Source organism: Streptomyces sp. NPDC057565, from assembly GCF_042801455.1.
In the GTDB taxonomy this organism is placed as follows: Bacteria; Actinomycetota; Actinomycetes; order Streptomycetales; family Streptomycetaceae; genus Streptomyces; species Streptomyces yanii.
Map to the genome: position 1 here is coordinate 1 of NZ_JBHVFU010000037.1, position 19835 is coordinate 19835.

Genomic DNA, 19835 nt, shown 5'->3' on the forward strand with positions numbered 1-19835 from the left:
ACGGCCCACGCCGTCGTTCAGGCAATCAGAGAATCGTGGATGAGGAACCGCTCGTGACCAGGCATACCGGCACGTTAGACCTGCTGACGTTCAACTTGACCAACCCGTCGACGGACCGGGCTGAGCGGCAGCTGGCGTACCTCGTGACCCGGCCGGAGGCGGTCCTCATCCCGACTGACCGACCGGGTGCCTCCGTGTGCTCGCGCAGCCGACGGCACGTCAGAGGTCGGAGGGCAGTTGCTTTCCGGTCTTGGCGTCGAACGAGACGCCGGTCGGGGAGAGACGGATTGTGCGGGACGCGGCTCGGGACCCCTCTTCCCAGTCCTTACCGGCCATCGCTACTCGCACCGTCACCGCTGCGGAGGGGTCCTTGACCGGCACGACGATCTCGGGGTCCTTGGGGAGCTGTTCCTCTCCCCGCACGTCACTGGCGCTCTTGTCTGCCGCGTCGATCCGCAGGTACCGGGCGTTGTTGTCCATGTCGTAGTACGGGTGCAGCGCCAGAACAACGCTCTTGCGGTCGTCGCTCCAGTCCGCCACCACATGAGCCTTCACGCCGTCGATGGTGACTGCTGCCCCCGCCTTGCCCTTGTACGCGGCGGCGGCTGCGCGCTCCTCGCGCTGCTGGCGCTGTTCTTCCTCGCCTTTGGGGTTGTCCCAGACGAAGGCAATGGCGAGGCTGAGGGCGACGATGGTTGCAGCTGCCGGCCAGAGCCGCCGGAGTGAAGTCGCTGTTGGGTCGTCGTCGTCCGTCGGCGCGGGCTGCTGGGGCTCGCGGTGCAGGGCCGGGGTGATGTCGTGGGCCTGCCCGGCCCGATCGTCGTCCTGGCGTATGCGGGCGACGGCAGCGCGGAGCTGGGTCGCTTGGTCGCGGCTTCCGCAGAGATCCGCCACCCGGGCCCGGGTGGCGAGCCATGAGACGGCCTCGTCCGAGTTGATGCCGTGGGCGGCGATGTCCTCACGCTCACCAAGGGCCGCCAAGTCGGCCGCTTCGTTGCACCGGCCCTGCCGGGCCGTCTCGATCACGTCGTAGTGCCGGGTGTCGATGACGGGAGGCATATCCCAGTCCCACTCAGCCTCGCCCTCGTCGTCCTGGGGCGCGGCAGGCGCCGAAGTGACGTCCTCGTGTTCGTGATCGGCCCTGTCCTCGGGCACGGTGTCGTGCGCAGTCTCGATCTCGACTTCCTGCTCGATTGCTCCGGCCTGTTGTGCGAGGCGGCGGCGTGCTGAGGTGTCGGTCAGTTCGGCCTCCTCCTCGGTGATGACGGACTGGACGATGTCGACGTAGTCGGGGCCGACCTTCCATACGGCCTGGCCCTGCTGGAGCTTCGGAATCTCGTCGATGGCCCACTGGGGCAGGCCCAGCAGTGAGCCGACCGCTTCGGCCTCCTGCGGTCCCAGGCGGCCGATGTGGACGATCTCGCACAGCCTGGCCAGGTCCTGCGCCCTGCCGTCACCGAGGTCGGACAGCGTGTGCATCACGGCATTCAGCGAAAGGGCCGCCTTACGCGAGTTCTTGAGCAGCCTTTGGATCAGTTCACTCGTCGCGGGGGACAGCAGGATCTGCCATGCCTCTTCGAGGACGAGGTGACGGTGCACGGCGGTCGACTGAGGCAGCCACACGTGCTCAACCCAGCATGTCACCGCAGCCATCAGCGACGGAATCGCGGGCGAGTTCCGGTCCAGACGCGTGAAGTCGAAGGAGAGGATCGGCAGGTCCGTCGGGGGGAGACTGGCGTCCTGGCCGTCGAAGAGGCCACGGAGCGACCCTTCGGTGTAGCGGGACAGGGCGATCGCGGCGTCCATCCCCCAGTCGGCGAGCCCGGCCGCCGGCCACCTGCCGTTCTCCGGGCAGGACAGGGCGTCCACGAGACCGCCCAGCGAAGTCGACTTGGGGTGGTTCAGGGCGTGCTGGAGAGCGTGCGTGGCCCTGGGGGTCAGCGCTGCGGGCTCCACCGCGAGGATCAGCGACCGGATCAGCTGCTCCCGTACCTGGGGTGGGAAGAGGTTTGAGCACGGGTTGAGTGTGAACGTACTGGCGTCGATGACACGGCCATTGAGATGCCGGGTAATCGACGCCCACTCACCGGTCTGGTTGTTCTCTCCCCAGCTGTCGATGACGACGCTCTGGTGGCCGTTGGGGACCTCGCGGCCGATCCGCACTTTCGCGGTGGTGCTCTTACCAGAGCCGAGACCGCCGAGCGCGAGGCTGTTCGTCGAGGGCAGCACAGCCGCGTCGGTGAGGACGGGGGAGAGGTGGAAAGGGCGATTGTCCAGCAGGGACCGCCCGATTGGGATGCCGGGGAAACGGGAGCTGGAGGCAACGAGCGGGGCGGTGATCGCGGCGTGGTTGGAGGGCAGACGGATCATTAGAGGATCGCCCCTTTCCTGGTGGAGGCTCCGTGCGGGGTGGTCATCACGTGGGCGCGGTGCTGCTGGCCGGTAAGCCAGTCCAGATGGATGCGGTGCCGGTCGGCCACGAGAGCGACCTCCCAGCGGGCATCGGTGACGCTCTGCGGGCTGTCGCCCCACACCGTCAGGTAGGCGTCGACGTCCACGAGCGTCGCGCCCTGGACCAGCGCGCCGTGCGTCGTCCCGCTCGCGAGATCGTGTGAATCGGCCTTGATCTTGTCGGTGGTGAATGCCTCTCCGGCTGCGCGCTGCCATTTCGCTGATCGGCGGGACTGCCCTGGTGGCAGCGGCCGGTAGAGCACCGCAATGGAACGGTCCCGCTCCTGACCGAGGAGCAGCTTGGGCATGAGGTCGCCGCCGGTCTCGTCAGGCCAGGAGGTGATCCGCGCGGTGGCCGCGTGGCGGCCGTCCTCAAGCTCGATCCAGCCGGGGCCCCGCCCGGTCACTGCGGGGATCGGCTCGGGTTCCAGGGGCGTCAGGACACCGAGGGCGGCGAGTTCCGCCTCCAGGGTGTCGATGACGCGGGCCGGGGCCAGTCCCTTGGGGACGTGGACGGAAATCGTCTGCGTGTGCTCGGTGGTGTCGCGCACGTCGGCGTGGTGGGTGACGTGGATCTGGATCCCGGCGTTGCGGGCCTGGCTGCCTGCGAACGTCAAGGCTCGCGAGAAAGCGTCGTGGAACGCGGCGCGTTGGTGCGGGTCCTGCATGGTGCCGTGCTGCGGGTACAGCGTCCACGTCCGTGTGACCCCGGGCGGGGCGGCCATGGCGCCGGGCGCGGTGCGCTCCCGCAGGTGCCGGTAGCCGACGGTCGCCCACCGGGCGATCGAGCGCGGCCCCGGCGCGAGGTTGAGCAGCGCCGCGGCCGCGCACACCGTGCCGAACGTCCACACGGGCGGTGGGGTGATCAGTGCCGACATCAGGACGGCGCTCCCTGCCCCGGCGTTGAGCTTCGTCAGCAGGGTCTCTGCGGGGCTCAGGCCGCGTTGGAGAGCGGGAATGCGGTAGCCGGGAGTCAGGGAGTACACGGGTTCCTCTTCCTTGAAGTCTGGGCCAGATAGGGCCCTGGTCCCGGCGTACGCTCTGCACCGTGTGGGGCGGGAGGTCGTACGCGGGGGCCAGGGGCTGCTGCTGGCTTGCTACGGATTAGGCGGCCGGATCGGGGCCGGCCCCGCCGCCGGAGCCTGCGTCCGGACGGCCGGTCCGGGCCCCTGTGCTGGTCCCGGTGTCCGGGGACTGCGGGTGGTGGTTTGTGCGGCAGCAGCCCGCGCCGCTCTGCGCGCCTCGATGAGCTGCTGGTTGCGTGGCGCTTCCCGCTGGGTCTTGTTGATGGTGGAGTGGGTGGTCAGCCGTGAGGACCGCTGCTTCTGCTTGATCCCGTACGCGGCGAAGAGGACACCGCGGTCCTGGTGCGTGGCGCGGCCTGGGGTGTCCACGGTGCGGGGCATCCGTGGGTTGTTCTCCTGCTCGTAGAAGTCCGGGGATCCGGCCCGGACGGCCGCCCGCGCCAGCGGGTTGGTTGTCCGGCTCTCCACGAAGCCGCGTGCGGCTCCTGCGATCTTGGGACCGAAGTACGGGATTCCGTGGAAGATCATCCGCAGCATCAGTGCGTCCGCCGCGATCAGGAGCACGGCGTCCATCACGAGTGAGCCGCTCACCATCTGGACGAACGGGCTGACCAGCAGCAGGGCGAACGGGGTGAACATCAGCCCCAGCAGGCGCATCGCCCAGGCGCGGACTGCGGACGTGTCACCTCCGCGAGCCATGGAGGCCAGGACCAGGGGTGCCATGCACACGAACGCGAGGATCCCGAGCTGGCGCGTCATGAACACCAGCGCCGCGAACGCCAGCGCGACGACCAGCGCGGAGATGATGATCAGGATCGCCACGGGATTCCCCGAATCCGCCCCGTGATCCAGGTCTTCGCTGATGGTTTTGAGGAGGGTCGACTGGTCGCTGTCGAACGCGGTCGTGAACGCGGAGCTCACGGCCTGGTTCAGCAGCATCACCACCCCCGGGACGGACGCCATGCCGGCGACGGCGGCCAGCGTCCATCCCGTGGATGCGCCCAGCTGCCTGAGGCGGGGTGCGCCCTGCCAGGCGGTCAGGGCGCACACGACGATCACGCAGACCAAAATGGCGACGGCCAGATGCTGACCGAGCCATAAGAACTGCTGGTACAGCCAGTTGTCGGTCTCCTCCGGCGCCCATGCTCTCTTGGGAGCGAGGAGCCCCTTGAGTGTGTTGATCAGGGTTTCGGCGAGGTCTTTGACGTGGTCGGAGGCCCCTTGGGTGATCCCGCCGCCACCACCATCTGTGTCGGAGGACCCGCCTGAGCCGGGTTTCCAGTCGTTTTCGCACATCCTCTTGGCGATGCCTGTGATCAGGCCGCAAGGGTCCTTGTCGGGCATGCTCAGCCCTTCGCGTTCGTCACGGTCGAGAACAGGGTGTCGCCGTAGAGCGCGAGGATGACCGCGACGAACAGGGTGCCCAGCGCCATTGATCCCTTCTGCAGGGCGCCCTTGGGGTCGTTGGACAGCTGGAGCAGCATGCGAATCGCGATGATGGCGATCACAGCGGCGATGCCCTTGGTGACCAGCCCACCGCCGGTGAGGCCGATCGTGTCGAAGAAGTCCTTGAAGCCGTTGGACATGTCGACGGGCTTGGCGAGGGGGATGAGCTTGTTCATGGGTCAGATCTCCTTGTTCGTGTGACGTATGGGGCGTGCGAAGGCATATAGGTCGGACATTGAGTCGATGGGGGAAAAGCGAACTGACGTGCCGGGCCGGGGGGCCTCGATCATGTAGCCGCTTCCGACGTAGATGGCGACGTGGTGAATGCTGGTGGGGCTGCTCCCGTAGAAGACGAGGTCTCCGGGGCGTTTCTGTCCGGGCTTCACCGGCTCTGAGGCGGCATATTGCTGTGCTGCCGTGCGGGGCAGGGTGATTCCGGCCTGCGCGTAGGCATAGAGCGTGAGCCCGGAGCAGTCGAAACCATTGATGCTCGCTCCAGAACTCCCATTGGGGGAACAGCACGACCCGGTACTGCGGCCGCTTGCGTTGCCTCCGCCCCACGAATACGGGGTTCCGAGCTCGCCGCTTGCCGTGTTGATGGCGGTGGCGGCCTGTTCGGTGGTTGTCATTTTCCCGCCGGACGGAACGTCAGCGAGTGCGCTGATGGACCGGACATAGTTCTGTGTCTCCCGGTAGGGAGGGACACCGCCGTATTTTTGGACGGCGCCGCTTCCGGCGTTGTAGGCGGCAAGCATGTTGTCCTGCTTGTTACCGGGAACGTCTTTGACTTCCTTGACGATGTCGCACAGGTGCTTGGCTGCTGACGGGATCGCGTCCTCGGGATCCCACACGTCACGCCGCCCGTCACCGTTTCCGTCAATTCCTCTGGTTTCCCACGTGGATGGCTTGAACTGCGCAATGCCCTCAGCGCCGGCCCGAGAGCGGCGCCCCGGAATGAAACCGGATTCTTGTTTGAGAAGCGCGGCGAGAAGGTTCGGTGTGACCTCGGGGCAGGTGTTTCCCGCGTCCTCGATCAGCCTCTTGTATTTGGCGGGCACGGACAGACTGAGCGCCGCGCCCATGGGATCGCCACCGGCGCCCTGCACGAGCGCGGCCACGACCACGGCCGCGGTCGCTCCTACGCCGATCGTGACCGCTGTAGAGCTCCTCAACAGCCTTTCCCTTCCTTCCTAGGGGTTTTCGATGTTTTCGCAGGTCAGGACCATCACTCGCATCTGCCAGGGATCCGCCAGGGATCTGCCGGAGACCGCCGGACATCCGCCGGACGGCAGATCCCGGCAGATGCCCGGCAGATGTGTGGCAGATGGTCCGGCAGATGCAGACAGGATCATGAACCGGACATAGCGGTGGCAGTGAGGTCGGCGAGGTGGTAGCCCCGCACCCCCTTGTCGTCCTTGCCCGATGCGGCACGGAGCAGGGCTGACAGCTTTCGTCCCTGCATAACCGGGGCGGTTTCCGTGATCCCGAGAGCCGGGGCGAGTTTCGATGTGGGCATGAACTCCACGCCGCTATCCCGCATCAGGTCGATTGCCTGTTTCAGCGGGGTTACCGGCGCCGCCTCCATCTTTTTCTGCCGCCGGGCATAGACGTCATCGACCACTCCCCAGATGAACGCGTCCGGGAAATGGAAGCCTCGAATCAGGGTGGACATCCCGTTCGCGAAGAGGACCGCCTGTCCCTTGACTGCCGAATCGAGGAGTGAAGGGTGAATCGGGGCGACAGTTTCGAAGTACGAGTCTCCGAGGGCGACTTTCGCTCCACCCTTCGAAGCCACATACAGGCACATCCGGTAAAGGAACTGATCCCGAACCTTTACCGGAATCGCATCATTTGCCGGGCGCTGCGTCAGCATCACCGTGACAATCCCGGATTCGAGACTCTTGGCGACCAGCGACCGCGACTTATCCTCGTTGCGGCGCACTGTCTCCTGCGATTCCTTACTCCCGTTGTCGGTGTAGAAGTCGGCAGCCTCATCGATGATGAAGAACACCGGTTTGAAAACGGGCGCAGGCCGCCGGTTTCGAATGGCATCCTGCATTTCCTCGTAGCGGCGACCCACCCGGGAATTCAGCTCATCGAGCATGCTTTCCAGAACAGCGGGGTCATCGGACGCTTCATAGCGGACGGCGATTTTCTCGAACTTGGTCAGCCCGCACAGTTTCCCGTCGAGCAGGTACAGGTCGAAATCGCCGTACGCGATCAGCAGGCAGGTGATGAGCCCGTTGACCAGCGTCGTCTTGCCCATCTGGGTCATGCCGCCAATCAGCAGCGACGCCTTGTCGAACGTCGGGACTCCGGCGAGCCGGCCGGTGATGTCGTGGCCGATCGGAACGCCCGCGAACGTCGTGATCTCCTGCCGGGTCGGAGCAGGAAACAGGGTGCTGAACGGTGGTTCGTTCAGCACCAGCAGGCGCACCTGGCGCTCACTGCGGCGGCTGGTCTCCAACTTCAGGTGAAGCCGGGTGACGCCGAACATCGAGGCGATCGGTCCGAGCCGGGTGGCGATGTCCTCGGACGTGCGGCTCGCGGGCACCAGGAACTCGTAAACGGTGCCGACGGGCAGCTGCTCGATGGTGACGTCGTCGGCCAGGATCACTTCTTCCCTGCCGATGGCCCCGGCCCTGCTCAGCGCGGTCGTCAGCGCCGCGTGTACAGCACCCTGCGGGGCCTGCGCGCCCTCCAGGACCGCTTCCTCCAGGACCGTTGACGCTTCCTGCTTCAGGGCTGCCACGGGCTGCGCCTCGCGGCCCCAGAGCGCCTTGACGCGCGTGCGGATCCACCAGACCGCATAGCCGAGAGCGATGAGCGCTCCGGCGGTGACGGCCAGGGTGGCCGGCCAGGAAAGCCCCGTCTTGTCTTTGACGGCGGCGAGTCCCCCGGCGGCCATGGCCAGGGCGCCGATGGCGCCCGCCGCCTGACCATAGGCATCGTCGGCCTGTTGTTTCTTCTTGGCCACGTCCCCCTCTTTCGATCACGGGCGCACGAATCTCGCGCGCGTATGCGAAGCACTGGCATTTCGGCTGCTCGCCGGGTCTGCTGTCCTGGCTCTGCGAACGCGTGGTCCGCTCGCCGGGCCGCTCGCCGGGTCTGCGCCATCGACTGCATTGCTGCTTCCGGCAGTCGCGACGCAGCCCAGCCGGACGAACCGGCTGGGCTGCATCGGTGGTGCCGGACGGATGTTCAGTGACCGGGGGTCAGGCGCCCGCGTCCTCGGGCTCCTCCTCCTCGGCCTGCTCGACTCCCCCGTCGCTGTCGGCCTGCGGGCCGGCGGCCTTTTCCTTCGCCATCAGCGCAGCCCAGGCGCGGCGCAGCCGCTCCTCGGAGCCGATGTAGCCGTCCGCGCGCAGGGTGTCGCGGGCCTGGCGGTAGGACTGCGGCGGGTCATCGACGTACCGCAGGTGGCGCAGCAGGACGTCCACCTGACCGTCAGTCAGTGGCTCGCCGGGCCGTGGGACCGGCACACCCGCCACGGCCGCGAGGTCCGCGAGAGCGGCGGCCCGTGCCGCCCGCTGTGCCGGTGTGCCGCCCGGCGTGCCGGGCAGTGTGCCGCCGGGTGTGCCGGATCCGGTCGGCAGGCCGTTGACCTGCGTGCCGGGGATGTGCCGGGTGAGGGCGAGCGTGCCGGATCCGGCACGCTCCACCGTGCCGGGCAGCGCGGGCGCGGTCGGCTCCCAGCTCTCCAGCTCCGGCAGCAAGATCGCCGCGACCGATGCGGGAAGGGGCTTTTCCGAGATGGTCTTCTCGGTCGTCTCGGCCTGCCCGTGGAGCTGCTGAGTCATGTCCTGCTGCGCCTTGAGGACCGACACGCGGTACTTCGTCTCGGCTGCTGCGACCTGCGTCTCCAGCGTGGTGGCAAGTTCCAGCAGCTCGATACGGTGCGCGGCCTCCGCCTCCATCTCCTCCAGGCGGTCCGCCACCGTCTGCCGCTTGGTGGCCAGCGCCTGCCGCGTCTTGTCGGACACCTGCCGCCCGAGCGCGGGCAGGGCCATCCACCACGCCCCCTTGGTCGCGATGATCGCGACCGGGGTGATGACCACGGCCAGGTCGAGCGGTGCGCCGTCCCTGGCGGCCTGGATCAGGTGAGCCGTGGGGATGGCCGCGTTGATGAGCGTGAGTGCCAGCCCGGCGTACTGAACCCTCTCGGCGCGGCGGCGGTTGTTGCCGGCCAGGATCTCCGTCGCCTGGAAGACGACCCACAGGGCGTCCAGGGCGCCGACCGTGGGCACGGCCCACATCCCGAAGCGGGGCTCGAGAATGTCGTAGGTCACGGCCACCGACAAGATGGCCACGGCCAGGGTGATCATGCACAGGGCGGCGAGGACCATCCCGCGCGGCTGCTGCAAGCGTTCCGGCATTTTCATGCCTTCTCCTTTTGGTCAGTTCAGGTGCGGCGGCGGTTCAGGTAGGCCTTGGTCAGGCGAGCTCGCGGTCACCGGCGAGCCGGGCGACCTCGACCAGCCGCTCGCGCTGCGCGTTGATCTGCGCCGCCAGGCGCTCGAGCAGCGGGCCGGGACGCCCCCAGGAGCGGTCGGTGTAGGCGTCGATGTGGTCGATGTGCCAGTCAGACGCGTCCAGACCGAGCTCGGCGGCGACCGTGGTCAGGCGCAGTTCGTCGTCGTATCCGGCGACGGCGACCTGGTCGTCGGCCAGCCGCGCGAGCTGCTGGGCAATCTCCTCCCACGCTCCGGCCGCAGCCTCTGCCGCGTTCTCCGCGTCGGTCAGACACAGCAGCTGCGCGCGCCACCGGCCGTCTCCGGTCTCCCAGAACGCGCTGTACACGTGCTCCAGCCGGGCCTTCGCCGCCGTCCACGCGTCCCATACGGGCGCGGCCTTGGCCAGGACCGGGGCGGCCTGCCGGCGCAGCCGCGCCTTGGACCACAGGATCCGCGCGGCCTCGTACTGCCTGCCGAGCTCGACGATCTGCTCCCGGCCCAGCACCTTGTACGCGGCGAGCGGCATCTGCGGCTCCGGCTCGCTGCCAGTGAAAGCGGCGAAGTAGTAGGTGACGCAGCCCTCGTAGCGTCCCGGCTCGCTCCGCTGGAAGAGCGGATGGTCGTACCGGCCGGTGTCGACCAGCGGGGCCGGGGCAGTCGGCGAGGCCGGGGCCGGGGCGTGCAGGCCGGAGTGGTCAAGGTCGTGGGCCAGAGCGATGGTTCGAGTCATGTCTGTGCTCCTCATGGGGTCGTCGGGGTCAGCGCCTGCGCAGGCGCTGGTTGTAGGCGTCCTGCAGGCGGCTGAACCGCTCGAACAACCGGGCCCCGGCCGGGCAGTACTGGCTGTCCTGGCAGGGGCGGCAGTTGTCGAGGTGGGTGCGCCAGGTGGCGGTGGCCTGCATGTAGCGGGCGTGCAGGTCGTCAGGCACGACGGCCTGCCGCAGAGGTGGTCATGAGGGGCGGTGCCTCTCGGTGCGCTGTGGTGCGGGGTGGGTGTCGTTGACGCGGTGGCCGGCGTCCCAGGCCTTCGCGGCCGCCGTGGCGGCGGCCGCGAGCAGAGCGAGGGTGAGCGAGTGGGCCAGACCGCGTGCGGTGATGGCCCGTACCGCGTGTGGTGCTGTGCGGTACGGGCCGTGCGTATGTGCAGGTGCAGTGCTCAGCCCTGCCGCTGCCCGGTGCCGCCGCAGGGGCTGCAGGTCTGGTACTCGACACCCTGGTAGGGGGTGCCGTCCGCGCCGACGTGGTTGACGACGACCATCTGCTGGCCGGAGCCGCCGCAGGAGGTGCAGGTGGTCATCGGGCCACCCCCGCACTGCCGCAGCGGCACGTCCAGTAGCCGCAGATCGGGCAGGCGTCATCTGCCGCCCGGAAGTCGAGCGGGCGGATGAGGCGTAGGACCGGCTGGCGGGTGTAACCCGGCGCCATCTCGGTGAGCGTGCGCCGTACCCGACGGCCAGCAGCCCGGGCACGATCGTCGCCGTCGGCGACCAGCTGACGCACGACCTGGCGGAACCGGTCCGTCTCGTCCCGCTCGTATCCGCGGCCGTCGTCCCTGCCGCAGTCGTCCTCGCGCCGGATGTCGTCGATCGTCCCGGCACGCGGGGTGAAGGTGATGGTCATGCCGCAACCCCCCAACCGGCACGCGCCCGGCGGGCGGTACGGATCTGGCGAATGCTGGCGGCGAGGGCGCGGATCCGGAGGTTCTGCTCGATCCGGCTCTCGTCCTGGCGGAGACGGCCTCCGTTGCGGCGGCCGTCCGGGTTGAGACCGGCCTGGGTGCGCAACTCGACGGACAGGTCGTCGAGCAGGCGGCCCTCGGTGTCCCGGTCCGCGTCGACCGCGGCCGCCAGGCGCTCGGCCTGGGCGGTGCGGGCGGCCGCGAGCTGGGTACCGGAGAGCCCGCCGCGCACCATGTCGTCGACACGATGGTTGCCGTCGCCGTTGCGGAGCGCGAGTTCCTCGCACGCGGCACGGACCGGGCAGCCGGTGCAGACCCGGACCGCCTCGGCACGGCGGGCCTGCCAGGTGATCTGGGCCTCGCCATCGGTGCGGAAGAAGAGGTCCGGGTCGGCGGTGGCACAGCGGGCGCCGGCGTCGATCGCGGACTGGAGCACGACCCGGCGTGTATGCCGGGCCTGAGTGGATGTCATCCTGTGCATGCGCGTGTTGCCCTTTCATGGAGGGTGACGTGCGAAGACGGACCCCCGGGGTTGCGCCCCCGGGGGTCCGTCGCGTTCGAGGCCTGGTTGGCCTCGTGGCTGCTGTACGAGCAGCCACGGCCGCCGCCACCCGTTTTGTCGGGTGGCGGCGGCCGTGGTCGTTCGTGCGGTGTCAGACGTGGAGGTGTTCGAGAGGCAGGCCCGGACCACCGTGCGTCGGGGCGGGCCAGGAAGCGGCGCGGCGGATGAGCTCGTGGCCATCGACGATGTTCTTCGCCAGCGTCGTCCGGGCTTCGGGGAGCGGGACGTTGTGGCGGGCGCGGGTTGCCCGGTCCACCCTCGGGAGGGCCTGCCGCAGCGACCGCTGGCGCGCTCGGGCCTGCTCCTGCTGCTCAGCACGGTGCTGCCGGGCTGCGGTCCGGTCACGGAGGGTCTGCTGCTCGCGGGCGAGTACGGCGGTGGCCTCGACCTCGCGGAGCGCGATCTCCAGTTCGCGGCCCGCAGCGCACCGGGCGCCAGCCCCGCACGTCGTGCACGTAGCGCGGTGCGCGACGACCGTGCGGCGGGCCCGGTCCAGCAACGGGAGCAGCCGGACCCCGGCGGGGGCGGCCTGTTTTTCGCGGGTGACGGCGAGCTTGTGCACGGGGGCCGGGGCTGTCGTTGCCTTGGGCTTGGGCAGCACCTTGGTGGCGCGACGGGACGCGATGGTCGGGGCCGCCTCAACGAGCTCCGTACGCCAGTCGTCGACTTCAACGTCGATGGTGACCTGACGGTTGCTGCTCGAGCAGCGGCGCGGCTCGGTGGTGCGATAGCGCTTGGTGTGGTGCGGCACCAGCTTCGGGGTGCCGAGCATCCCGGTGATTGGCGTCCACCCTTTGCAGCCGGGGCAGATTAAGTGCTCCTTGCCCGGCGTCAGGTCGAGCTCGTTGGTCTTGAACTCGGAGGCGACGATCGCCGGGAGGTTGCTGACGGTCTTGGTGCGGGTCTTACGGCGGCGCTTGCGGGCCTCGGGGGTCACAGTCGTGGTCGTCATAGGGGCTCCTCAGGTCAAAGGGGAGGGGCTGCTTCGCGGTGGGCTCTCCGCCCGCCAGGCGCACGACATAGGCCAGCGATCCTGGAGGACGGACAACGCATCTGCGCTGCGACGTGCACGGGAGCACTCGGCCAGGGGACCGATCCGGGGGATTTGGTCGAGCTATCAACCCCGGCCCTCCCCCTCTTCAGGGCAAGGGCTCCTGCTGTTTTGCGGTGGTGCTTACTCGGTGCTCCTAGGGGGTCACCGACGCCTTACATACCTCAGGGTGCCTCAGGTACCCTGAGGTGTCAAGCGGTATAGTGAGGGACCTAGACGGAAAATGAAGGAGGCGAGGCGACATGCCAGGGCAACCCCGAGCGGACAACCGGCCGCCGTACGCGCGCATCGCGGGTCACTACCGCGACCTCATCAGCTCCGGGGAGCTCTCGCCGGGCGACCTGCTGCCAAGCATCCGAGCTCTGGCCGAACAGTGGGACGTCAGCACCGCGACGGCCGACCGAGCCATGAAGCTGCTGCGTGAAGAGAAGCTGGTGCAAGGCATCCCGGGCGTCGGCACCGAGGTGATGGCACGCCCCATCTCGCTGTCCTCCGGAGCAGAGCGTCACGACCGCAGCGGCAAGACACAGTCGTCGTGGGGCGTCGGCGAGAAGTCGTCCGGCCACACCGGCGGCATAGTCGAGGCCCCCGAAGACGTCGCTCACATGCTGGGCATTTCGCCTGGTGACGATGTAATTCGCCGCAGTCGGGTCTACCGGGACGGTCATGGCATCGTCTCCCACTCCACGTCGTGGATCCCGGCAGAATTCGCCCAAGCCGTACCCGGGTTGGCTCGGAGCGAGCGACTCAAGGGCGGGGTGTCACTCGACTTGATCGCTCGGGCTACCGGGCGGCACGTCGTGAAGCGCGAGGACGAGGAAACAGCTCGCATCGCCACGTCGCAGGACCTCAAACTCCTGGAGCTGGAGGCCGATACCGTCGCGGCGATCCTCGTGCTGACCGCGCGCTTCTTGGACGCCGATGGCGAGTTGCTGGAATACGGCGTGGACCTGGGGGCTCCCGGGCGCACCCGGCGAACCACGTCGGAGGTCCTAAGGTGACCGGGCGCGACACTGCTCCCGTGCCTCGCGCGATCCTCATGGCCGGCCTCCAGGGCTCCGGCAAGACGACCCTTGCCCGCGCCCTGGAGGAGGCCGGATTCCAGCGCCTCTGCCCTGACGAGGAGATGTTCCGCCGCTACGGCCACTACGGCAGAGACTTTCCCCGCGGCGAATTCAAAATCAGAGAGGCGCCCGTACTCGCGGACATCGCCCTTGAGCTCCAGGAACTCCTGGCCGCCAGACACGACACCGTGATCGACCACGGCTTCTGGACTCCGGAAGAGCGGGCCCAGTGGGCAGCAACCGTAATGGAGGTCGGCGGCAAACCCGTTCTGATCTACCTGCCTGCGCCGCATGAATTGCGCTGGGACCGGATTCGGAAGCGCAACGAACAGTCCTTGATGGATGCGAACAGCATCGCGTTCAGCGAACAGGATCTTCTTCGGCATGCGGGCCGTTTCTACCCGCCGACCGATGACGAGCCGCACATCGTGTATGACGGTCATCCAGAGACTGTCCTTGCCGAGCTCCGCCGCACGGAGCGGGCGAATGTGAATAAAGACGGAAACATAGACCACGGAGCAGCGCCTCCCTGACTGGCCGGGCCGTATGCATTCGGTTCTAGGTCCGCAGGAGTCGGGAGTTCCAGATCTGACATGTGGCCGGTCGAACTGGCCACATCGGCCACAGGATTGGGGCGGGATGGCACAGAAGCCGAGGGAGTTGACACCCTGGGTATCGCCCTTACATAGCTGGGGCTACGAACTGCGCGAGCTACGAACGCTGCGCGGTCTCAGCCTCCGTGCGCTCGCCAAACAAGCGGTGCTCGATCACGCCCACCTGGGCCGATTCGAGCGTGCCGAGAGGATGGCCAGCCGGGATCAAGCCGCCCAGCTGGACGTCGTCCTGGGCGCGAACGGAATGCTGCTTCGGCTTTGGGAACGAATCGGCGACGAGCATGACCATGTGGCCAATCCGCCCGCCCATGTGGCCAACGCACTGAACAAGCTGGCCTTCCCAGATCAACAGCAGGCAGTCTCGCCAGAGGACGATACGGACACGGTGGTCGTCCCCTGTCGTACTCCTGAAGGGATCCGCTTCGTGCCCGTGCCCCGCCGTGCTGTCCTCGCGTCTGGCCTGGTCGGCCTGGCCGCTGCCAGCCTTCCTGCTCCGGCGTTCGCCGCGCCCTACTCCCCTGTCGGCTCGTCTACTCCCGCGCCGGTTGAGCACTTCGCTCAAGTGCGGCGTGTTCTCATTCAGACCGACAACCTGATGGGTCCTCGGACCGTCCTGCCGGCCATCACGCAGAAGCTCGGCGAGCTGACCGGGCTGCGCCGCAGGGCGCGCGGGAAGGACGCCGATCGGCTTCTCGAGCTGGAGACCCGGTTCGAGGAGCTTGCGGGGTGGCTGGCGCAGGACATCGGCGACCAGCGTGCCGCCTACGCGCACACCGCACGGGCCTTGGACGACAGTCACATAACCGGTGACATGGAACTGACTGCATACATCCTGGGCCGTAAGGCGCAGTTGGCAGCGGACCTTGGGCATCGCAGTGACGCGCTTGGTCTCGCGACGGCAGCGCGGCGCACCGCGCCGGCGGGGTCGCGGCTGGAGGTCATCGCGGTGATGCACCAAGCGCACGGGCATTCCCTGCTCGGCGAGAAGCTGGAAGCGCTGCGCGGCTACGACGAAGCGCTGCTCCTCCTCGATCGTGCGGATCAGGACAGCGTGTGGGGCTCGTGGCTGGACTCGGCGTACATCCACACGGCTCGAGCCCGGTCGCTGGCGGATCTAGGGGATCACAATCAGGCCGTGGCCGGATTCCGTGACGCATTGGAAGCGCTACCGGCCGGGTATCGGCGTGACCGTGGCGTGTACCTGGCGCGGGCCGCCCGCTCCCATGCCGGCGTCGGCGACGTCGAGCAGGCGGCGGCGGTGGGACTGGAGGCGGTGCAGATTGCCGCGGAAACCGGCTCTGCCCGCATCATCGACCAGCTCGGCCTGTTGGACGTGACGCTCACAGCGACCTCGTCCGCGACGGGCGTCAGGGAGTTCCGTTCCGCGCTCGACCGCATCCTCTACCACCCTGCCCAGTGAAGGAGCTGACTGTGCCCCGCCCGCATGTACTGCTGTCCGCAGCCGTCTCGATCGATGGCTACCTCGACACGCGGCCCGGTGAGGACCGGCTGCTGCTGTCCAACGACGCCGACTTCGACCGCGTCGACGCGGTGCGCGCCTCGTGCGACGCGATCCTCGTCGGCTCGAACACCCTTCGCCTGGACAACCCTCGGCTCCTGGTGAAGTCGGAGCAGCGGCGCGCCGACCGGAAGGCTGCAGGCCTGCCGGAGTACCCGCTGAAGGTCACCGTGACGGCCAGCGGGGACCTGGACCCGGACTGGAAGTTCTGGCACCACGGAGGACGCAAGGTCGCGTACGCGGCTGGGCAGGAGGCCGCCGACAAGGCCCGCAGCCTCCTCGGTGATCTGGCGGACGTGTACGCGATGCCGCCGGTGAAGAACTGGGAGATGCTGCTCGAGCACCTGTACACCGCGCATGGCGTACGCCGACTGATGGTCGAGGGCGGCGGACAGGTCCACACACAACTGCTTCAGCAGGGCCTGGCCGACGAGCTGCACCTGGTTGTCGCGCCGCTCCTCGTCGGACAGGCCGACGCTCCGAAGATGCTCGGGGACGGACCCTACCCGGGCGGGCCGCTGCGCCGTATGCATCTGCTGGAGTCCCGGCAGATCGGCGACGTGATTCTCCTGCGCTATGCCCCGAAGGAAACCAGCAGCGGACAGGTGGCGGCGTGAACGACGCCTTGTGGCTGTCCACCGCGTGCGCTCTGGCTGCCGAGTGCCCGCCGTCGCGCACGGCGTTCTCCGTGGGCGCCGTCATCGTCGACGCCGACGGTGTGGAGGTGGCCCGCGGCTTCTCCCGCGAGGGGGGCGACCCGCACGTGCACGCCGAGGAAGCCGCGCTTGCCAAGGCTGCGGGTAATCCGCGGCTGATCGGAGCGACGGTGTATTCGAGTCTCGAGCCGTGCGCGCGACGCGCCTCCCGTCCCCGCCCCTGTGCCCAATTGCTCATCAGCGCTGAGGTTCGGCGGGTGGTGACGGCGTGGCGGGAGCCTGACACGTTCGTGCCAGGGGCTGACGGCACGGAGATCCTCGAGGCTGCGGGCGTGACTGTGATCGAACTGCCGGAGTTCAAGATGGCAGCGATGGCACCGAACCAGCACCTGCTGTGAGGGGGAGGCGATGCGCTGGCAAGGCACCCGATCGTTGTTCCTTGAAGCAGCCCGGCTTTCTCTACCCAGGCAAGGAGCTGTCTCACGCTAGGCCGTGGCTTCTCCGCCCTACTGTGAAAGGCGATCTACATTGACCAGCCTTCGCCCTGAGCGCGTGTACCTGATCGGCTCTCCCGACTCTCCGCTCGTGAAGATCGGCTGGACCGACAATCCGAAGCATCGCCTCCGTAACCTGCAAACTGGTTCGCCTGTGCCTCTCCAACTGCTCGCCCTCTTCGAGGGCGGCAGCATCGTCGAGGCCGAGCTTCATCGCCGTTTCGTCGACAAACGCCGTCATGGCGAATGGTTTGATCTCGGGCCGAACCCTGTGGAGGTCGTGAGCCCGTTCGTGAGGGTGGCTCAGGTGGAGGAAGCGGAGCGCATGGGCTCTCGGCAGCCGAAGCATGAGCTGCGCTACGACGACGTCACGTTGCAGGAGTGGGCTGATTACTTTCCTGAGGACCCGCCACGTGTCCACGAGCGCATGGAGCGGGAGTGCCCGACCTACAAGGGAGTGTGGAAATGCCTTTGCGGCAGCTGACCTTCCCGCGTGGCGGGATTCGCATACCTTGTTTGCGAAGTTCACGGCACGGCAAGGAGCGAGCTGGCCGCCGGCTACTCCCGCGAAGCGGGACCGCACGAGCACGCGGAGGAAGTCACCCTCGACAAGTTGGCGGCAGGCGACCCGCACCTGGCCGGGGCAACGATCTACAGCACGTTGGAGCCCTGCTCTCAACGACGCTCGCCGCACACCCCTTGCGCACAACGGATCCTCGCCGCTGGCGTCCCCCGTGTCGTTATCGCCTGGCGCAAGCCAGCGCTGTTCGTCGACGACTGCATCGGCTACGAGCCGTTGGTGAAGGTCGGAGTGACTGTGGTGGACAAGCTCGCCGCGGCCGCCAAGGCCGTCAGGGATCTCTGCGCGCGCCACGCCCCATCTTGTAAAGAAAAATGTATAGTTTGAATCGTCTCCCAGACTAAAAGGAGGGCTTCACATGGACGCCATCGAGGCTCTCCTCTCGCGCCCAAACCTGCCGCCTCCAGCAGTGCGGGCGGCATTGCGCAAGGCAGAAGGGCTCACTCAGGCGGAGGTAGCAGACGCCCTCGGGGTGTCTCGCGTCGCCTTCCACCGCTGGGAAACAGGGCAGGCGGAGCCGCGGGCACGGTCCAGAGCCGCATACCTGCGCCTGCTGCAAGGCCTCGCCAAGAAGCACCCCGCGATAGACCTGGGGGGCAGCTCAACGTAGACGACGCCAAAACGCAGAACGGTCCTCGTCGCCACAACGAGGACCGTTCACCTGCAAATCGACTCGACCTAGCCATAGATCACGAGTCGTGTCCGGTGAGGTGACCTCACCGGGGGTGATGCCCGTGGACCTTCCGGTCCGCGTGGTCACCTGTACCCAGAATAAGCGGACCGCCACGCGGGACGCCACCACCCTGGGTCCCCGGTCAGGTCACACCCGCTGGTCACGGCTCCCCTATCAAGGGGAGAACCACCACAATGCGCCACCAGTTCCGCCCCCGCTGGCCCTCGGCAGCGGCCGTCCCACAAGCCGGGACGCACATCAAGATTTTCGCCCGCGTGGCGGGAGGGGTAACGCTTCCCTGCCCTGCACGGAATCTACCCATAGGGGATCCGTCGCAGGATCACCCCATGGCTACGCGATCCACTGCTCGCTCGGCGGTCTCGCTCACGCGCGGCGGTGGACTGTGACTGCTCAGCAGATCAACGAGATGGGCACCATCACCTACCGGGGTCCGGTGGCGGGTGTCCAGGTGCACGCGCACATGGAGTTCGGCCCCTACGCCCTGCCGGTTCCACTAGACACCAAGGTCGTCATCCAGCTCATGTTCATGCTCGCGGAGCAGACCCGTCAGGGCCCCGATGCGGGACCGCTGCGCGTGACGCCTCTGACCGTCCTGGAGCGTCTGCGTGAGCTGGGCGTGGTCTCGGGCAACGGCTCCCGGCTGGTCGGCCGGGACGCGGTCTACGAGTCGTTCACCCGCCTCCAGGAAAAGGGCTACATCCGCCGGATAGACGAGCGAGACGCGGGCGGGCGGCGGACCCGGGTCGCCTATGAGTTCTACGACTGGCCGTCCTGGAACCCCGATGCCCCGAAGCACCCGGCCACCACTGATTTCACAGAGTTTCCGCAGGTCAACACCACTTCCGGCAATGCCGGATCTGGCATTGCCGGAAGTGAAATCGCCCAAAAGATTGCAAATAATCGACCTTCGCAGGTCAGCACCACTTCCGGCATTGCCGGATCTGGCATTGCCGGATCCGGCAATGCCGAGGCGACGTTTCCGCAGGTCAACACTACTTCCGGCAATGCCGGATCCCCCCCACGCCCCCCGGAGGAGGAGGATTCCTCCTCCCCCAACCCCCTCACGCGCACCAAGGAGTCGTTGCCGTCACAGCGGGAGGAGGGGCGGGAGTTCACTCCCGAGGAGCTCGCGGCTGCGCGGGACTTCCTCCAGCGGATGCAGCGGTGGCAGGCCGGGTTGTCGACCGCGCGTAAGTGCGCCCCGCGGCTGCTGCGTGCGATGGAGACCCAGGGCTGGCCGACGCTGACCGCCATGGATGACGCTCAGCGCCTGGTGCTGGAGGCCGAGATCTTCAAGAACACCGGGGGCGCCACCTCGTGGGTGAAGTGTCTGCCGGGCTGGGTCGACGACCTGTGCCTCTACCGCAAGCCGACCCGGGCCACCGCCACGGCCGCAGGCTCGGTGCCGCAGGATCTTGCTGCCTTGAGGGCGGCCTGCCGTGCCTGCGACCAGTACGGCTGGGTTCTGGACGACGACGACGACAAGCCGAACCGCCGCTGCACCCACCCGGGCATCACGGCCGACACTGCCAAGGAGCAGCAGTGAG

The 19835-nt window shown here is 67.9% G+C and carries 20 protein-coding genes and 1 pseudogene; 8 read left to right on the forward strand and 13 right to left on the reverse strand.

The window, feature by feature from the left end:
* Positions 1-219: 219 nt before the first annotated feature.
* The 13 genes from ACFU8W_RS36770 to ACFU8W_RS36830 all read right to left on the reverse strand — a co-directional run bounded on the left by ACFU8W_RS36770 (position 220) and on the right by ACFU8W_RS36830 (position 12568).
* Complete coding sequence (locus ACFU8W_RS36770) at positions 220-2370, reverse strand: hypothetical protein (protein ID WP_384047031.1); 2151 nt, start codon at positions 2368-2370, stop codon at positions 220-222.
* Positions 2370-3437: a hypothetical protein gene (locus ACFU8W_RS36775; RefSeq protein ID WP_384047034.1), complete on the reverse strand. Its 1068-nt coding sequence runs from the start codon at positions 3435-3437 to the stop codon at positions 2370-2372. The genes ACFU8W_RS36770 and ACFU8W_RS36775 overlap by 1 nt, the downstream gene beginning before the upstream one ends.
* 111 nt (positions 3438-3548) lie before the next feature.
* Positions 3549-4820 carry a hypothetical protein gene (locus tag ACFU8W_RS36780; RefSeq protein WP_384047037.1) on the reverse strand — a complete coding sequence of 424 codons (1272 nt, stop codon included), beginning with the start codon at positions 4818-4820 and terminating at the stop codon, positions 3549-3551.
* Between the two features lie 2 nt (positions 4821-4822).
* Positions 4823-5098: a hypothetical protein gene (locus ACFU8W_RS36785; protein WP_384047040.1), complete on the reverse strand. Its 276-nt coding sequence runs from the start codon at positions 5096-5098 to the stop codon at positions 4823-4825.
* 3 nt (positions 5099-5101) lie between these two features.
* Positions 5102-6046, reverse strand: coding sequence for an NlpC/P60 family protein (locus ACFU8W_RS36790; protein WP_384047043.1), 945 nt, complete (start codon positions 6044-6046; stop codon positions 5102-5104).
* 224 nt (positions 6047-6270) lie between these two features.
* A complete protein-coding gene (locus tag ACFU8W_RS36795) occupies positions 6271-7899 on the reverse strand; it encodes an FtsK/SpoIIIE domain-containing protein (RefSeq protein WP_384047046.1) in 1629 nt (542 codons plus the stop codon).
* A 238-nt stretch (positions 7900-8137) separates the two neighbouring features.
* Positions 8138-9298, reverse strand: a complete 1161-nt coding sequence (locus ACFU8W_RS36800) for a hypothetical protein (protein ID WP_384047049.1) — start codon at positions 9296-9298, stop codon at positions 8138-8140.
* A 58-nt stretch (positions 9299-9356) separates the two neighbouring features.
* Positions 9357-10106 (reverse strand): hypothetical protein, encoded by a 750-nt coding sequence (locus ACFU8W_RS36805; RefSeq protein WP_384047052.1) that lies wholly within the window; start codon positions 10104-10106, stop codon positions 9357-9359.
* A gap of 28 nt (positions 10107-10134) precedes the next feature.
* Positions 10135-10305 (reverse strand): hypothetical protein, encoded by a 171-nt coding sequence (locus ACFU8W_RS36810; protein WP_384047055.1) that lies wholly within the window; start codon positions 10303-10305, stop codon positions 10135-10137.
* A gap of 227 nt (positions 10306-10532) precedes the next feature.
* Entirely contained in the window at positions 10533-10673 is a 141-nt protein-coding gene (locus ACFU8W_RS36815; protein ID WP_326793985.1) for a hypothetical protein, read from the reverse strand.
* A complete protein-coding gene (locus tag ACFU8W_RS36820; protein WP_384047058.1) occupies positions 10670-10996 on the reverse strand; it encodes a hypothetical protein in 327 nt (108 codons plus the stop codon). The genes ACFU8W_RS36815 and ACFU8W_RS36820 overlap by 4 nt, the downstream gene beginning before the upstream one ends.
* Positions 10993-11526, reverse strand: a complete 534-nt coding sequence (locus tag ACFU8W_RS36825) for a WhiB family transcriptional regulator (RefSeq protein WP_384047061.1) — start codon at positions 11524-11526, stop codon at positions 10993-10995. Before ACFU8W_RS36825 ends, ACFU8W_RS36820 begins: the two co-directional genes overlap by 4 nt.
* A 181-nt stretch (positions 11527-11707) precedes the next feature.
* Positions 11708-12568 (reverse strand): hypothetical protein, encoded by an 861-nt coding sequence (locus ACFU8W_RS36830; protein WP_384047064.1) that lies wholly within the window; start codon positions 12566-12568, stop codon positions 11708-11710.
* A gap of 341 nt (positions 12569-12909) precedes the next feature.
* Between ACFU8W_RS36830 and ACFU8W_RS36835 the strand changes: the two genes are divergently transcribed.
* From ACFU8W_RS36835 to ACFU8W_RS36870, 8 genes and pseudogenes are all read left to right on the forward strand, one after another.
* Entirely contained in the window at positions 12910-13668 is a 759-nt protein-coding gene (locus ACFU8W_RS36835; protein ID WP_384047070.1) for a GntR family transcriptional regulator, read from the forward strand.
* Between the two features lie 20 nt (positions 13669-13688).
* The gene (locus ACFU8W_RS36840; protein WP_384047073.1) at positions 13689-14264 is read left to right on the forward strand and encodes an AAA family ATPase; all 576 of its coding nucleotides are present in this window, start codon (positions 13689-13691) and stop codon (positions 14262-14264) included.
* A 106-nt stretch (positions 14265-14370) separates the two neighbouring features.
* Complete coding sequence (locus ACFU8W_RS36845; protein ID WP_384047076.1) at positions 14371-15765, forward strand: helix-turn-helix domain-containing protein; 1395 nt, start codon at positions 14371-14373, stop codon at positions 15763-15765.
* Between the two features lie 11 nt (positions 15766-15776).
* Positions 15777-16918 (forward strand): annotated as a pseudogene (locus tag ACFU8W_RS36850) (dihydrofolate reductase family protein).
* A gap of 154 nt (positions 16919-17072) precedes the next feature.
* Positions 17073-17498 carry a GIY-YIG nuclease family protein gene (locus ACFU8W_RS36855; RefSeq protein ID WP_384047079.1) on the forward strand — a complete coding sequence of 142 codons (426 nt, stop codon included), beginning with the start codon at positions 17073-17075 and terminating at the stop codon, positions 17496-17498.
* Positions 17499-17507: 9 nt separating this feature from the next.
* Positions 17508-17921: a dCMP deaminase gene (locus tag ACFU8W_RS36860; protein ID WP_384047082.1), complete on the forward strand. Its 414-nt coding sequence runs from the start codon at positions 17508-17510 to the stop codon at positions 17919-17921.
* A 31-nt stretch (positions 17922-17952) separates the two neighbouring features.
* Positions 17953-18204, forward strand: coding sequence for a helix-turn-helix domain-containing protein (locus ACFU8W_RS36865; protein ID WP_384047084.1), 252 nt, complete (start codon positions 17953-17955; stop codon positions 18202-18204).
* A gap of 466 nt (positions 18205-18670) precedes the next feature.
* Positions 18671-19834: a hypothetical protein gene (locus ACFU8W_RS36870; protein ID WP_384047087.1), complete on the forward strand. Its 1164-nt coding sequence runs from the start codon at positions 18671-18673 to the stop codon at positions 19832-19834.
* Position 19835 lies beyond the last annotated feature (1 nt).